Consider the following 13,385-nt stretch of genomic DNA (forward strand, 5'->3'; position numbering starts at 1 on the left):
GTGCAGCTGGTTTTTGACTGTATACGCAATCCCGCTATGTGGTTATGAATCAGATGTAAACTGCCTTGTGTTGAATCAAAGCACCCGAAGCACAAGCATCAGAATGAAGGCGAAGCTGAGGCACAGGGAGGAGATTTTGTTCATCCGCATGGTATTCTCAAAACTCACCTCGTTTGCATTTTTCCATGACTTGGCTGCCCAGCCCGTGAAGAAGAAAACGACTGGTGCCGTGCATACCAGGAAAACCAGGATGTTTTGCAGTTGCCCCTGCGCATAGTATAGCCAAAGCAGCAGACCGGCACCAATTCCTAAACCTATACCTGCGAACAGGAAAGTACCCCGAATACCCAGCAGCAGGCTGAGTGTTTTGTCGCCCCGGCTGCTGTCCTCCTTATGCTGGTATACCTGGGTGAGCGGGTAAGAGCCGCACAGGAACAGGGTGCTCACCAAAGCAAACCATACGTTCGGTGCCTGCCATACCTGCTGCCAATCCAAGCCAACCCCAATCTGCACCATCAGAAACGTGAAGAACCCCTGGAAAACCGTGACCACCGCGGTACTTATGATGGGATATTTCTTGAGGCGGATGCCCTTATAACTGTAGGCTTTGGAGATGAGCAGGTATACGGCCACCATGGCGGCGAAGAGCGGGGAGAGGAAGAGACTCAACAAGATGGCGGCCACATCGAACAGGATGACCAGGTGTAGCAGTTCCCGCGTGACTTTAGGCGGTTGTTTCAACCCGCCGATGCTGCCTTCATCGCGGTCGTGGTAGGAGTTGTAGCCGTTGCTGGCCGGGTATACCAGCAGATGCAGGATAATGAAAACCGCCACCGCCCGCAGCAGGTCATGCCTATCCACAACACTTAGGGCAAACCAGTACACCGGCATCAGGAACACCGAGAAAGGAATGCGCATCAGCGTCAAGGCACTGCTGTACTTCATTGTGGTGGGCAAGGCGGCTAGTCTCAATTGTCTTATAGCTTCATAGTTGAATTATTCTGTCCTTCCCCCTCAGGATACCCAATCAGGTATATTACCTGTTTCCCCAAGTCACTGCCTACTTTGCCGGTGCGCCAGGTATAGCCGGGCGCCTGCACCTGTGCCACCAGCTGCTGCAGCATGCGCGGGTTGTAAATCCGGAAAAGGGACACGGCGCCATCCCATAGAATGCCTAGCGGAATGAGTGGAAGGATGTACGTGAAAAACAGCCGGCTGAGTTTGAGCGGACGGATAAAGGGCGTGACAAGAAGGATGAGGATGGGAAACGTGAGCAGAAAGACCAGCAACTCGAGCCAGGTTTTGCCGCTTCCCTCAAAGATGCCAATGATGGCCCCTTTGTCGGCCGCATCCTGCAGAATGGCCACCGCCTGCCGCGGCCGGAAGTGATGGAAAGAGGAGAAAATGGTTCTGACACCCTGCACGGTGGCAGGCACAGCCGTGGCATCTACAGGTTCTGGTATAAAGTCGATGAGCCCGTTTGACTGCGCCTGCAGGTACTCGTATGACGGCACATTGGGGTAAAGGTCGGAGAGCGTGACATGCACCGGCTGGCCCATGCGCTGGCTCAGTGCCTCGCGTATACCTGCTATGCCACCGCCGGCGCCAGAGCAGAGGTCGGTGATGTGGGGCTGGCCGCTGCGCCGCAGCAGGTCCTCCAGCAAAGGAAGCGCAGGTTCATAGGCGCTCAGCCTTGAAATCATGAACCGCAGAAAGTCGAGCATGCCTTGCCGGATGACGTGCGGAAACCAGGATTGGTCTTCCAACTCGAAAAGGTGCAGGCGTATGTTCAAGGGCGGCGTCAGGTTTTATACCGCATACTGCCCAGTCCTGATAAAAGTTGCTAAGGAAGCTTGGTGCCGCGCTGGCTCATCCAGGGGTGCAGTTCCATAATCAGTTTGCCTGCTTTCACGGCTGGGTCCGCCTCTGTCAGTGCCTTGGCTTCCGCCAACGAGGCCACATCAAAAATGAAGATGCCACGCAGGTCGCCGTTGTCAAGGAATGGACCGGCCATGACGAGTTTGCCGTCGGCTGCCATCTTGCGGATATGCGCCATGTGCCCGCGCTGGATGCTGTTCACCTCGGCTGTGTCGGTGGGTTGGTAAGGGCCCTTTTTCAGCAAAGCCATGTAGTAGGTCTTCATCTCCGGAGCTTCGGCATTTGACTCGGGAGCCTTCTGGGAAGCAGCGACAGGGACTTTCTTCGCGGCGGGTTTTGCTTTGGTTTGCGCCTCAGCGCTTAAGGTACAAAGGCCAAAAGCCAGGGCAAATCCTGTAGTAAGTAGCAGTTTTCTCATGTGACCAAAGGTATAGGTTTCATTGAGACTTCGGGTAGTACGACTTCTACTTTCAGAAAGAAATACCGAAGGCCGACTCCCCTGCAGATGAAACCGATAAGGTATACTGACGGACCAATGCTACTTGATGCCCGCAGCGCCGGCTCCTATGCTGAATCCGTCTCCGGTGTTGCTGAATAACTGCCAATACTCTTCCTGCGGCTTGCCCAAATCAGGGGCTAGCACCAGACGGTCGCCGTTCACGAAGGTCAGTTCCACGCTATAGGCACCCTTTACCTCCGCCGTTTCAATGGCCAGAGCCTGGCTGCTGATGACGAGTCCCTGCAGGCGCTGGTCGCGCAAGTTGGCGCCGGGCGCTTTCCAGTCGAACTTGAGGGATGGCATGCCGGGTTCGCGCTTGCGCATGAATACCTCGCTGTGCTTGATGGCATCGCCGTTGGCCAACTGGAACTGCCAGGGGCAATTCACCGCCAGGGTATAGGCGCCCACATCCAGAATGAGTCCCTGTGAGGTGGTATAGCTGGTCCGGCCAAAGTGAAAATACTGGACCAGTTCGCTGCGGGTAGTCTTGGTCAGGGGGAGGCCCTTTATCTTGTCGAATGCTGCCTGTAATTGCTCTTGCATGGTGCTAGGAGTGAAATGTAGCCTGTGCTCGCGCAAAGATAGGCAGGGGTGACCACAGTTATAACATGCATGCTATACCTTTGGCTAAGTTTTGCACGTTTCTGGAAAAGTATTAGTACACAAAAGGTATATTTGCAGTAGTTTAGAAAGAAGTGTACCGGAATTAAAGGGCCCTTTGCCCTGTTGATATGAGCATGCTGCAAGAGCAAGAACAAGTAAAAGAACCCAAGAAGAAAAAGAGGTCGGTATATCGGGGTATCATTGGTTTCAGTTGGAGGCTTTTCGTGCTGGGGCTGGCGGTGGTCATAGCATACCTGGTGAGTGTGGAGTACAACTTCTTCTACCTCTTCGGCTCCTCGCCGAGCCTCGACAGGCTGGAGAACCCGCGCAGCGACCAGGCCTCTGAGCTGTATACCGCCGATGGGCAACTCATAGGCAAGTACTTCCGAGAGAACCGCAGCCCCGTGAGCTACAAAGAGATGTCGCCTACGCTGATTCAGGCGCTCATCGCCACCGAAGACGTCCGCTTCTATGAGCACTCCGGCATTGACCCGGCAGCTCTGTTCGGGGCGGTGTATGACAACCTGCGCGGCGAGAGCCGGGGCGGCAGCACGATTACACAGCAGCTGGCCAAAAACCTCTACAAGACCCGCACCGATGACTCTAAAGGCGTGCTCGGCCACATTCCGGGAGCCAACATCATCATCTCCAAAACCAAAGAGTGGCTCACGGCCATCAAGCTGGAGCAGCGCTATACCAAGGAAGAGATTCTAGCCATGTACCTCAACACCGTAGATTTTGGCAGTAACTCCTTCGGGATACAGGTGGCCTCCAAGACTTTTTTCAACACCTCGCCAGACAGCCTGAAGCCCGAGCAAGCCGCTGTGCTGGTGGGCCTGCTGAAGGCCCCGACCTACTACAGCCCCCGCTTCAATCCCGAAAACTCTACCCGCCGCCGCAACACCGTGCTGGGGCAGATGGCGAAATACAATTACCTGACGCAAGCTTCCGCCGACTCAATGAGTAAACTGCCGCTTGTGCTGGAGTACAAGGTGGAGAACCACTACGACGGTCCCGCCACCTACTTCCGGGGTGCCGTGGCTGACTTTATGAAGGAATGGTGCAAAGAGAACGGCTATGACCTGTACCGCGACGGTTTGAAGGTATACACCACCATCGATTCACGCATGCAGGCGCATGCCGAGGCCGCCATGGAGCAGCAGATGCGCACCCTGCAGCGCCGCTTCGACAACCACTGGAAAGGCAAGAACCCTTGGGTGGACGAGAAGAACAACGAGATTCCGGGTTTCATAGAAGCAACCATCAAGCGCACCGATTATTACAAGCGCCTCAAAAAGAAGCATGGTGACAATCAAGCCGCTATCAACAAAGAACTGAACACGCCGCGCGAGATGATGGTGTTCACCTGGGACAATCCGGAGCGCGAAAAGAAGATGACCATGTCGCCGCTGGACTCGCTGCGCTACTACAAGCGCTTTCTACATGGAGGCATGATGACGATGGACCCCTTTACCGGCCAAATCAAGGCATGGGTGGGCGGCATCAACTACAAGTATTTCAAATTCGACCACGTGAAACAGGCGCGTCGCCAGCCGGGCTCCACCTTCAAGCCGTTTGTGTACGTGGCCGCTATCGACAATGGCTACTCGCCCTGCGATAAGCTAGTGGACCAGCGCATCACCATCAACTACGTGGAGAAGGGGGAGAAGAAGAGCTGGTCCCCGAACAACGCAGACTGGACCTATACCGGGGCACCGATGACGCTGCGCCGCGGCATGGGCAAATCCGTGAACTCGGTGACGGCGCAGCTGACGGAGCTGGTAGGCTGGGAAACGGTAGTAGACTATGCGCATCGCCTCGGTATCACCAGTCCGCTGGACAAGGTGCCTTCTATCGGCTTAGGGCCGAGCGATGTGTCGGTGTATGAGATGGTGGGCGCCTACAGCACCTTCCCGAACCACGGGTTTCATACCACGCCCATGTTCATCACCCGCATTGAGGACCGCAACGGAAACCTGATTGAGCAGTTTGTGCCAGAGCAGAAGAAGGTGCTCAAAGAAGAAACCGCTTTCCTGATGATGCACATGCTCAAAGGAGGTATAGAGGAGCCGGGTGGAACCTCGCAGGCGCTCTGGGAATACGACCTCTGGAAAGGAAACGAGATAGGCGGCAAGACAGGCACCACCTCCAACCACTCCGATGGCTGGTTCATGGGCGTGACCAAGGATTTGGTGACAGGGGTATGGGTAGGCGGTGAGGACCGCAGCATCCACTTCCGTACCTCTAACCTGGGCGAAGGCTCCAAAACGGCGCTGCCGGTGTACGGACTCTACATGGAGCGGCTGTACCAGGACAAGGAACTCGGTTTCACGATGGGTCGTTTCCCCAAGCCGACTGTCGACATCAGCAAGAAGTACAACTGCACCACCGTGTTGCCGAAAGTAGAAGAACCCGACTCCCTGTCCTTCGATTTGAATTTCGAAATCCCTGAGTTGATAGACACCTTCTAGGCTATACCTGGACCACAGAAAGCAACAGCGCCGACTATATTTTAGTCGGCGCTGTTTTTTATTCTAAACTATGAATCTGCTATACCTGTAATCTTGGCAAACAGGTATAGGGGGAGCTCAACTTTTGTCTTTGCCTTTGTAGAACGATTCCAGTGCCTCCTCGAGGTAGTTATACTCAAACGTAAAACCGGTCTGCAGCACTTTGTTCGCGCTTACCCGCTGGCCCGTCAACACGACATCACTCATCTCGCCCATCATCAGGTTGATGGCGAAGGACGGCACTTTAGGGAGCATCAGCGGGCGGTGCATGGCTCCGGCCAACTGCTTGGTGAACTCGGCGTTTGTGACAGGGTGCGGGGCCACGGCATTGTATACGCCTTCGAACTGGGTATCCTCAATAGCCCGGATGTACAGGCGGCACAGGTCGTCCATGTGAATCCAGGACATATACTGCTTGCCGCTGCCCAAAGGGGCGCCAGCCATCAGCTTGACTGGTCGGGCCAGCTGGGGCAGGGCTCCTCCCTGGTCGCTCAGAGCTATACCTGTCCTGAAGATGACGGTGCGTATACCCAGGTCCTTCACCGGCCATACCGCCCCTTCCCAGGCCTTGCATACCTCTGCTAAGAAATCGTCGCCGTAGGTGCTTTCCTCGGACATGAGCTGGTCGCCGGCGTCCCCATAGATGCCGACGCCAGAAGCCGAGATAAAACCCTTAACATGATGCTCTGTTCGCTGCAGGCTGCTGATTAGCAACTTTGTGCTCTCCACCCGGCTTCGTACAATCTCCTTTTTCCGCTCATTCGTCCACTTCTGGTCGGCCAATCCGGCTCCAGCCAGGTGTATGATATAATCGGCGTAGGTGACGGCGCTGTCATCGAGGTAGGATTCCCCTATATCCCAGCGAAAGGACTTGTAATGCGAGGATTTGCCGGGTTTTCTGCTTAGGTGGGCTACCTCATATCCCTGGTCTATCAGCATTTCCGAAAGGCGTGTACCAATAAGACCTGAGCCGCCTGTGATAAGAATTTTACCTGGCATAGTGGTTCTGTAGCATAAATGGAATTATATAGGAATATACCTATACGCGTTTAGGGTAAGGTTTCGTTGTAAATGGGGATGAAAAACCTTTAAGTATGCTCTCAGGCGCAGGAAATGGCGGTGTGGTTATTTTTTGCGGATATGGCTCAGGAACTCGCTTCGGTACGGCTCCTGCTCAAATAGGCCAGAGTACTCGGCCGTGATGGTGCTGCTGCTCACATCGTTCACGCCACGGCTCATCACGCACAGGTGGTCGGCCTCAATCAACACAGCCACATTCTCCGTCTTCAGGGCCTCTTTGAGCTCGTTGGAAATCTGCATGGTCATGCGCTCCTGCACTTGTGGGCGGCGGGCGTAGTATTGCACAATGCGGTTGAGCTTGGACAGACCGATTACGTGCTCGTTCGGCATGTAGGCCACATGCGCCTTGCCAATGATTGGCACAAAGTGGTGCTCGCAGGAAGAGTACACGGTGATGTCGCGCTCCACCAGCATCTGGTTGTACTTGTACTTGTTCTCGAAACGTCGAATGACCGGCTTGTTCTCGGGGTGCAGGCCACTGAAAATCTCCTGCACATACATTTTGGCCACGCGCAGTGGCGTTCCCTTCAGGCTGTCGTCTGTCAGGTCGAGCCCCATGGTGTGCATGATTTCCCGGAAGTGCCGCTCGATGATGACAATCTTCTCAGCGTCGGATAAATCGAAGGCGTCAGCGCGAAGCGGCGTCTCCAGCGAGCTCATCATGTGGTCGTCCATTTCTTCCGCCTCGTGGCCCGGCTCCTGGTTATCCATTATATTCAACAAAGTTCCTTTCTGTTTCATAAAGTGTTACGGCTAAATCGTAGTCCCTGCTGATTCTTTCGCGCAGCTTTTCCCAAATCACGATGGCGATGTTCTCGGCGGTGGGGTTCAGGTGCTTAAACTCCTTGGTGTCCAGGTTGAGGTTCCGGTGGTCGAACCGTTGTATCACCTCCTCCTGCACCAGCGTGCTGAGCTTTTTCATGTCATACACATACCCGGTGTCTTCTTCCACGTCGCCGGTCAGTTTCACGATGAGCTCGTAGTTGTGCCCATGGTAGTTGGGGTTGTTGCACAGCCCGAAAACAGCCGCGTTCTCTTCGTCGCTCCAGGCAGGGTTGTGTAGCCTGTGGGCCGCATTGAAGTGCTCTTTTCTGCAGATAGTTACTTTCATCGTGTATGCAACAGGCAAGCGTGTCTATTGTTCGGGTACGCTCAGCGTGAGTTATGGACAGGTATAGCCATAAGATTGCAAATTTACAAGTAGTGGCACCCAAAGCCAAACCATTTAGGCGCTAAATTATTCTGGCCCATTTATCTGATGTTTTGCAGAGATTAGCTATTTTCGGAACATCCAATAAGTAATATATAGTATTGTTCAATTCAGGTATGAGAGCGAAAGGTTTTTTAGTGGGAGTCCTGCTGCTGTTGGCAGGTGCGGCAAGCGCACAGACTGTGCGGGTGGAGGAGAAGGAGCAGTCGGTGAGCGGCGTGACGCGGCGGGGGCAGCAACTGACGGTGGAGCTGGACCCAAAGTTTGTGGAGAAGCATTGGAAGGAACACTTAAACCAGAAAGCCGGAAAGGTAAAGCAATCCAAAGGTGTCTTCACGGTCGAAGGCGCTGTGATTGATACCATCTCCAAGTCGCCCATGCGCGTGACATCTATGGTGGGCAGCCATGCTACAGGAAGCTACGTGTGGTGGTCGTTGGACATGGGTGTAGCCTATGTGGATAAAGACGCCACACCTTCGGAGTATGCCACAGCCGAAGGTTTCATGAAGTCCTTCGCCAAAAAAGTATACCGCCAGGACGTGCTGCGGCAGATAAACCAGGCGGAGGAGGTACTACGCTCCACTAAGCAGGAGCAGGACCGTGTGGTAAAACAGGCAAATGAGCTTCAGCAGAACATAGAGAAGAACCGGAAGCGCAAACTGGAGCTGGAGGCGGAACTGGTACGCAACGCAGAGGAACTGAAGCAACTGGAGCAGAATGTGGAGCTCAACGTGAAGCAGCAGAGCGCAAGCCGTGAGCAAGTGCAGGCCATGGAGCGGGCTGTAGAGGAGGTTAGAGCGAAGCTGAAGGATATCAAGTAGAGGGTGAGCTAGCTGTTGCTATACCTATACCTTGTAGCGGCGGCTTTAGCTGTTCGCCTGCTGAGTTTTTTATCGCTTCGCCTGTGCGGCGGGCACTTACTTTTCTCCTTGATGAGAAAAGTAAGCAAAAGAATCAAGGCGCTCCAAACTCGCTGACCGCTCAAACAGTGGAGCGCCAAAAGGTGCTCCTGGCTAAGGCCGTTGCCCTGTGGCTGCTGTGGAAACTCTCCCCTTGAGGGGAGTCAGATGGGTGTTAAGGCTATACCTGCCAGCTATACTATTACCTATACCTGTCCTTCGCCTGCTATACCTGCTAGCACTCTAATCATTCCTATACCTATTCTGTCATTCCGACGAAAGGAGGAATCTGTTACCACAGCAACCTCCGGTGCGAGCGCAGCGGGAACCGGCGGTGAAAAATGCTGACAGTTTTACTACTCCTTTCCCTCACTCGCCAGCCTGCAAAAAAGCAGCAACTGCGCTGGCGATGGATGTGCGGCCGGAAGGGCGTGAGATTCCTCCTTTCGTCGAAATGACAAAATCGAATGTCAGGATTCGCGTAGGAGATGCCCCTCTAGGGAAGGCTGAACCATTCTTTTTACAATTTCATCCAACGCTGCACCTCCTGCTCCGCGAACTGCTCGTTGCGCCAGCCTACGAGTTTGCTCTTGGCAGTGGGGTTGTGGTGAACGAACCACTGCTGCAGTATTTCCTTCGCTGCTGGGTAACGGCTGCTGAAACTGGCCAAATCCGTCACCGACATGGTGCGCTCACTTGGGCGGGCGGGCACAGCCACTACCTTATGGTCCAGTTCCCCATCGGTTTCCAGTTGCAGCACCCCAATCGGGATGACTTCCAGTACCGTGCCTGCCTCCAGTCTCCCTGAGAGCACGACAATCTCCAGTGGCTTCGCCTGCGCATTGATTTCAGTGGAAGGTATAAAGCCGAAGTTGGCAGGGTATGGCAGAAACTCGATGATACGGTCTTGCCCGGCCAACTTGTCCGCCTCAAACTTCTTCGTCTGTCGGTTGTAGCGCATCTTGGTGGAACTGCCTGCGGGCACTTCAATCACTGCTTGCAGCTGTTTCCGGGGCGTGTAGGTGGGAAGGGTGGTGTAGTCCGTTTGGCAAGATGAAAGGAATAGGAACTGCGCGAGTAGCAGGAGGAGGTATAGCTGGGGCTTCATAGACTGGTCGGGAAGGTTGTCCTGCAAATATAAGCAGTCCATCGGAAGCGGGGGAGTAGCAGCAGCTGATGGGTCATAAAAAAAGGAGCCGTTTGGTTAAAACGACTCCTTTTCACTAAAACTATGGAAAACTTATGAAAACAGGTATTTTTATCTTCTTTCCTTGATTCTTGCAGCCTTACCTTGCAATCCTCTCAGGTAGTACAGTCTTGCTCTTCTTACTCGGCCTTTTCTGATAAGCTCAATCTTGTCGATTGAAGGAGAAAGAAGCGGGAAAATACGCTCTAGTCCGATTTGGTTAGATACTTTTCTAACAGTGAATGTCTCACCGTTTGTGTTCACATTTTTGCGCTGAATTACAACACCCTGGAACTGCTGGATACGCTCCTTGTTACCCTCACGGATCTTAACGTGGATATTGATGGTATCGCCAGCTTGGAAAGAGGGGAATGAGGCGCGCTTGTCTGTAGATTCCTGCTCGATAAATTTAATTAATTCGCTCATGGCTATGGTGTTAAAGCTAAATATCTTCTTCAAAATTCGGACTGCAAAGATATGTAATTATTTATTACATAAGAAGATTTGCAGAAAAAAAATGTAATATTTTGAAACCTAATAGAGAAAACCGCTGCAGCGGTTGTTCCCAAGGTATGCATGAAGGCTACTTCTTATTCGTCCAGCAGGTCTGGCCGGCGCTGTCTCGTACGCTCCACGGCCTGCTCAAAGCGCCACTGTTCTATCTTGGGGCCGTCTCCCGAAAGCAGTATATCCGGCACTTGCATGCCTTTGTATTCCGCCGGACGGGTATAGACCGGTGGTGCCAGCAACCCATCCTGAAAAGAGTCTGTCAGGGCAGAGGATTCATCGTTCAGCACACCAGGTATGATGCGGATGATAGCATCGGCCAATACAGCCGCTCCCAACTCGCCACCTGACAACACATAGTCCCCGATGCTGATTTCGTGCGTTACGAAGTGTTGGCGCACCCGCTCGTCCACGCCTTTGTAGTGGCCGCAGAGGATGATTACGTTCTGTAGCAGCGAAAACTGATTGGCTATCTGTTGGTTGAGGGTCTGCCCGTCTGGCGTCATGTAAATGATGGCATCGTACTCCCGCTGGGCCCTGAGCTCGGATATGAGCTTATCGATGGGTTCAATCATCATCACCATACCTGCTCCGCCGCCAAAGGCATAGTCATCTATCTGGCCGTGCTTGTTGATGGCGTACTTACGCAAATCGTGGATGTGAATGTCAACCAGGCCCTTTTGCTGCGCCCGCTTCACAATGGAATGGCTGAAGGGGCTCTCCAACAGGTCGGGTTGGCAACTGATGATGTCAAATCGCATGGGAATGGGATTGGAGGCTACTCGTCGCGGTCGTCGGCGTCGTCAGGGGTGCCGGGCTGGGTGTATACCTCCAGCAAACCTTCCGGCAGGTTCACGTGCAGTTCTTTGGTTTCGTGGTCGGCGCGCACAAATACTTCGTCCATCACAGGTACAAGCATCTCTTCGCCGTTGTAGTCCATGGCCATCAGCTGTTGCTGTGGCAAGTCGTAAAACTCTTTCACTGTGCCGAGCGGGCCGTGGTTCTGGTCCACCACACGGTAGCCGATTACGTCATGGAAGTAAAACTGTCCTTCCTCTAACTCCGGAAGCTCGTCGAGTGGCAGGTATAGGCTGGTGTTGCGCAGCTTCTCAGCCTGCTCGATGGTCTTGATGTCCTCGAACTTAATGATGAAGCGGCCTTTCGCCTGCGGCTCCATGTCTTCAATAAAAAAAGGAATCAGCCTTCCCTGTTGTTCCAGGAAGACTGATTCCAATTCATCGTAATCCTCGGGGTAGTCTACGTCGAAAAACGCAACCACTTGCCCCTTGATGCCATGGGTCTTGACGATGTGACCTAACAGGAAGCAGTCATCAATGTTCATGGCGGATTGAATTTATGCTTGCTCTTCCGTAGTAGCTTCGCCTTCAGCAGCAGGTGCCTCTGGAGCCTCTTCTGCAGCAGGTGCGTTAGCGGCAGCCTTCTCAGCCTCACGCTGACGGATAGCCTCTGCACGAGCTTCTTTCACTTTCGTCTCAGCATCGAAAGCAGCCTTACGCTTCGCTTCCTTGTCAGATGCCAAGTTCTGACGCTTGCCTTCGATTTTGGCTTCTTTCGCGTTCTTCCACTCCTCAAAACGAGCATCAGCCGTTTCTTGTGTGATAGCGCCTTTCGCTACACCAATCTGCAGGTGTTTCTTGTAAAGAATACCTCTGTAGGAAAGCATCGCTTTTACAGTGTCAGTTGGCTGAGCACCGTTCATTACCCACTGGAACGCCTTCTCATCGCTGAAGTCGATAGAAGCAGGGTTCGTGTTAGGGTTGTAAGTACCCAGTTTCTCGATGAATTTACCATCACGTGGTGCTCGAGCATCAGCTACTACGATGTCATAGATAGCTGCTTTTTTGCGGCCTCTGCGGGCCAGTCTGATTTTAACTGCCATTGTTTATATAAGTGATTACGTCGGCGGAACCCGTCCGCCAGTTTTTAGAACCGCAAAGGTAGTGATTTTGTGCCGATTAATGCAAGGAATTTAAAATTGATTTGCAGGTATGCGACATAAGGTATAGCCGTGTACCCAAGGCGCCTCCTTGCCTTCTGCCAAGATAGGACCCTCCCGGTAAAAGAGAAAGCCCTCCGTTGCGGAAGGGCTTTCGAGGTAAGCTTATGCGTTGACTTTCGTGCGGACCGCTTTCACCTTCACGGGCTTCAGCTTGATGATGCTCAGTTTGTCCAGTGTCCAGATAACAGGCCAGGTTGGGTCCACTTCCCACCATTTCACCCCGAAGTTGACGCGGTTGGGCAGTTTGTGGTGGTTGTTCTGGAACAGCTCGCCGCCTGTCAGGAAGTCGAAGAAAAGCGAGTTGCGCGACTTGTCGTTGTTGTCGAAGTTCTGGTAGCCGTACTTGTGGCCGCTCCAGTTCACGATGGCGCCATGCACCGGGCCCATCAGGAAGTGCAGGGGAAGCAGCAGGAACATCCACCACTGCGTAGCAAAGGCGATGTAGAACAGCACGTATGCCACACCCCAGCCGATGCGGGAGAAATAGCTGTCACCCAGTTTCTCCAAGGCAGGCCACATCGGGTAGTTGCCTTCGAAGCGGCGCTCCGGCTCCACGCGGTGGTTCAGCACATCGTTGTAGATGTTCTTGGTCTTCCACATCATCGTGAAAGCGTTGTTGGAATAGTGTGGCGAATGCGGGTCACGCTCCGTGTCAGAGAAGGCGTGGTGCATACGGTGCAGGATAGCATAGGCCCTCGGTGACAGAAAGGAAGAACCCTGTGCCAGGTATGTCAATAGGTAGAATGCCTTTTCCCAGAACGGGTTCATCGTGAACATCTTGTGGGCCGCATAGCGGTGCAGGAAGAACGTCTGGACGAACAGGGACAGGTACCAGTGCAGGACAAAGAAAATGAGGATAGCCATGAAGCAATGATTGTGATGATGGTTGATAGAGACTCTGGAGCAGGCGGCTTGGCTGGCAAATCACCATGCCCATGCAAAATTACAATCTGATTGATATATAAAGTACAGGTAAGACCATAAAAGTTCAGA

The 13,385-nt window shown here is 53.4% G+C and carries 15 protein-coding genes; 2 read left to right on the forward strand and 13 right to left on the reverse strand.

The genetic code is table 11. From position 1 onward, the window contains the following. Positions 1-75: 75 nt before the first annotated feature. From B051_RS0104865 to B051_RS0104880, 4 genes are all read right to left on the reverse strand, one after another. Positions 76-945, reverse strand: coding sequence for a UbiA family prenyltransferase (locus tag B051_RS0104865; protein ID WP_018477057.1), 870 nt, complete (start codon positions 943-945; stop codon positions 76-78). A 32-nt stretch (positions 946-977) separates the two neighbouring features. After that, positions 978-1,793, reverse strand: a complete 816-nt coding sequence (locus tag B051_RS0104870) for a hypothetical protein (protein WP_018477058.1) — start codon at positions 1,791-1,793, stop codon at positions 978-980. Positions 1,794-1,843: 50 nt separating this feature from the next. Further along, on the reverse strand, positions 1,844-2,296 hold the full coding sequence (locus tag B051_RS0104875; protein ID WP_018477059.1) for a YciI family protein: 453 nt from the start codon (positions 2,294-2,296) through the stop codon (positions 1,844-1,846). A gap of 120 nt (positions 2,297-2,416) precedes the next feature. Further along, positions 2,417-2,920 carry a hypothetical protein gene (locus tag B051_RS0104880; protein WP_051080641.1) on the reverse strand — a complete coding sequence of 168 codons (504 nt, stop codon included), beginning with the start codon at positions 2,918-2,920 and terminating at the stop codon, positions 2,417-2,419. 188 nt (positions 2,921-3,108) lie between these two features. Between B051_RS0104880 and B051_RS0104885 the strand changes: the two genes are divergently transcribed. Then, entirely contained in the window at positions 3,109-5,451 is a 2,343-nt protein-coding gene (locus B051_RS0104885; protein WP_018477061.1) for a penicillin-binding protein 1A, read from the forward strand. Positions 5,452-5,568: 117 nt separating this feature from the next. Here the strand turns inward: B051_RS0104885 and B051_RS0104890 are convergent, their stop codons facing one another. The 3 genes from B051_RS0104890 to B051_RS0104900 all read right to left on the reverse strand — a co-directional run bounded on the left by B051_RS0104890 (position 5,569) and on the right by B051_RS0104900 (position 7,681). Then, positions 5,569-6,489 carry a TIGR01777 family oxidoreductase gene (locus B051_RS0104890; RefSeq protein WP_018477062.1) on the reverse strand — a complete coding sequence of 307 codons (921 nt, stop codon included), beginning with the start codon at positions 6,487-6,489 and terminating at the stop codon, positions 5,569-5,571. A 126-nt stretch (positions 6,490-6,615) separates the two neighbouring features. Next, positions 6,616-7,311 carry a GTP cyclohydrolase I FolE gene (gene folE, locus B051_RS0104895; RefSeq protein ID WP_245539580.1) on the reverse strand — a complete coding sequence of 232 codons (696 nt, stop codon included), beginning with the start codon at positions 7,309-7,311 and terminating at the stop codon, positions 6,616-6,618. Further along, entirely contained in the window at positions 7,274-7,681 is a 408-nt protein-coding gene (locus tag B051_RS0104900) for a 6-pyruvoyl trahydropterin synthase family protein (RefSeq protein ID WP_018477064.1), read from the reverse strand. Before B051_RS0104900 ends, folE begins: the two co-directional genes overlap by 38 nt. A 215-nt stretch (positions 7,682-7,896) precedes the next feature. Between B051_RS0104900 and B051_RS0104905 the strand changes: the two genes are divergently transcribed. After that, positions 7,897-8,601, forward strand: a complete 705-nt coding sequence (locus B051_RS0104905) for a DNA repair ATPase (protein ID WP_245539581.1) — start codon at positions 7,897-7,899, stop codon at positions 8,599-8,601. A gap of 598 nt (positions 8,602-9,199) precedes the next feature. Here B051_RS0104905 and B051_RS0104915 read toward each other — a convergent pair. The 6 genes from B051_RS0104915 to B051_RS0104940 form a co-directional block, all read right to left on the reverse strand. Continuing rightward, positions 9,200-9,829 (reverse strand): inorganic diphosphatase, encoded by a 630-nt coding sequence (locus B051_RS0104915; RefSeq protein ID WP_018477067.1) that lies wholly within the window; start codon positions 9,827-9,829, stop codon positions 9,200-9,202. A 108-nt stretch (positions 9,830-9,937) separates the two neighbouring features. Further along, complete coding sequence (gene rplS / locus B051_RS0104920; protein ID WP_026236196.1) at positions 9,938-10,291, reverse strand: 50S ribosomal protein L19; 354 nt, start codon at positions 10,289-10,291, stop codon at positions 9,938-9,940. A gap of 164 nt (positions 10,292-10,455) precedes the next feature. Then, positions 10,456-11,133: a tRNA (guanosine(37)-N1)-methyltransferase TrmD gene (trmD, locus tag B051_RS0104925; RefSeq protein ID WP_018477069.1), complete on the reverse strand. Its 678-nt coding sequence runs from the start codon at positions 11,131-11,133 to the stop codon at positions 10,456-10,458. Between the two features lie 17 nt (positions 11,134-11,150). Continuing rightward, positions 11,151-11,714 (reverse strand): ribosome maturation factor RimM, encoded by a 564-nt coding sequence (rimM, locus tag B051_RS0104930; protein ID WP_018477070.1) that lies wholly within the window; start codon positions 11,712-11,714, stop codon positions 11,151-11,153. Positions 11,715-11,726: 12 nt separating this feature from the next. Further along, positions 11,727-12,272, reverse strand: a complete 546-nt coding sequence (locus B051_RS0104935) for a 30S ribosomal protein S16 (protein ID WP_018477071.1) — start codon at positions 12,270-12,272, stop codon at positions 11,727-11,729. Positions 12,273-12,494: 222 nt separating this feature from the next. Next, entirely contained in the window at positions 12,495-13,256 is a 762-nt protein-coding gene (locus B051_RS0104940) for an acyl-CoA desaturase (RefSeq protein ID WP_018477072.1), read from the reverse strand. Positions 13,257-13,385 lie beyond the last annotated feature (129 nt).

Source organism: Pontibacter roseus DSM 17521, assembly GCF_000373265.1.
GTDB classification, from domain to species: domain Bacteria; phylum Bacteroidota; class Bacteroidia; order Cytophagales; family Hymenobacteraceae; genus Pontibacter; species Pontibacter roseus.

What these genes read in the sequence shown, in the direction of transcription:
- B051_RS0104900 (WP_018477064.1), bottom strand. Translation starts at nt 7,681, where the DNA reads ATGAAAGTAACTATCTGCAGAAAAGAGCACTTCAATGCGGCCCACAGG.
- B051_RS0104940 (WP_018477072.1), bottom strand. Translation starts at nt 13,256, where the DNA reads ATGGCTATCCTCATTTTCTTTGTCCTGCACTGGTACCTGTCCCTGTTC.
- B051_RS0104865 (WP_018477057.1), bottom strand. Translation starts at nt 945, where the DNA reads ATGAAGTACAGCAGTGCCTTGACGCTGATGCGCATTCCTTTCTCGGTG.
- B051_RS0104915 (WP_018477067.1), bottom strand. Translation starts at nt 9,829, where the DNA reads ATGGACTGCTTATATTTGCAGGACAACCTTCCCGACCAGTCTATGAAG.
- B051_RS0104880 (WP_051080641.1), bottom strand. Translation starts at nt 2,920, where the DNA reads ATGCAAGAGCAATTACAGGCAGCATTCGACAAGATAAAGGGCCTCCCC.
- B051_RS0104905 (WP_245539581.1), top strand. Translation starts at nt 7,897, where the DNA reads ATGAGAGCGAAAGGTTTTTTAGTGGGAGTCCTGCTGCTGTTGGCAGGT.
- B051_RS0104890 (WP_018477062.1), bottom strand. Translation starts at nt 6,489, where the DNA reads ATGCCAGGTAAAATTCTTATCACAGGCGGCTCAGGTCTTATTGGTACA.
- rimM (WP_018477070.1), bottom strand. Translation starts at nt 11,714, where the DNA reads ATGAACATTGATGACTGCTTCCTGTTAGGTCACATCGTCAAGACCCAT.
- B051_RS0104885 (WP_018477061.1), top strand. Translation starts at nt 3,109, where the DNA reads ATGAGCATGCTGCAAGAGCAAGAACAAGTAAAAGAACCCAAGAAGAAA.
- folE (WP_245539580.1), bottom strand. Translation starts at nt 7,311, where the DNA reads ATGAAACAGAAAGGAACTTTGTTGAATATAATGGATAACCAGGAGCCG.
- trmD (WP_018477069.1), bottom strand. Translation starts at nt 11,133, where the DNA reads ATGCGATTTGACATCATCAGTTGCCAACCCGACCTGTTGGAGAGCCCC.
- B051_RS0104935 (WP_018477071.1), bottom strand. Translation starts at nt 12,272, where the DNA reads ATGGCAGTTAAAATCAGACTGGCCCGCAGAGGCCGCAAAAAAGCAGCT.
- B051_RS0104875 (WP_018477059.1), bottom strand. Translation starts at nt 2,296, where the DNA reads ATGAGAAAACTGCTACTTACTACAGGATTTGCCCTGGCTTTTGGCCTT.
- rplS (WP_026236196.1), bottom strand. Translation starts at nt 10,291, where the DNA reads ATGAGCGAATTAATTAAATTTATCGAGCAGGAATCTACAGACAAGCGC.